We start from the raw sequence: 695 nt of genomic DNA, 5'->3' as shown, positions 1-695 counted from the left end.
GTTCCACACTCCAGGCCAAATTGATTCGGTCCAACGGATTGAATCTCTCCGTACGCTTTCGCTGCACAGAGGGAGTTACTACTGGCTGGCTCGACCGTCCGCGACGGTCGAGATAATCTCGAACAGCGCTCCCGCTGAATACCGGCCCGCTCCGGAGCTCGACCAGCGGCAGGGGGAAGTGCGCGTCTCGGCTACGCATGTTGGTGATCGCCTGTCGGGTCATACCTGACAGCTCGGCGATTTCCGCAATGCCCACAAGATCCATGCGGCGCGTCTCAGTGCTCGGTTCGAACTCGAACAAGGAAGCCTCCCACTCATCGTGTCACTCGGAAACGCTATGCCGTTTCCGTCACACACAGACGCTACAACAGAACTTAACCTTTGTCCACGGCGTGCCGTGTCAGGTGTACACGCTCGAAGGTTACTTGACACTCGAGAGGCCGTTCACCAGCACGCGGCCGGCGCCCGGGAGGAAGAAGCCGCACATCCCAAAAAGACGGGGGAAGCCCCGTTATCTTCTTCGCGGTCCTGCAAGAGGGCCGCTGGCCTCCGGGCCCGGTATGGCTGTTGCCCCCTGTCGAAGTAGATGACCTGGGGGGTGGTGTCACCGGGTCCGAAGGGGTGCCGTCACAGACGCTGATCAGAGGTCTGACCACCGCCTGGCCGGGCGCAACGCCCGGCCGCTCGCGGGCGGG

1 pseudogene is annotated in these 695 nt (G+C 62.4%); it reads right to left on the bottom strand.

From position 1 onward, the window contains the following. Nucleotides 1-301: pseudogene (locus KUM32_RS37580) on the bottom strand (hypothetical protein); the annotation flags it as partial. Between the last annotated feature and the right edge of the window lie 394 nt (nt 302-695).

The sequence above is a fragment of the Streptomyces sp. AC627_RSS907 genome, from assembly GCF_019049165.1.
This window is presented reverse-complemented; position numbering and strand designations above follow the sequence as displayed.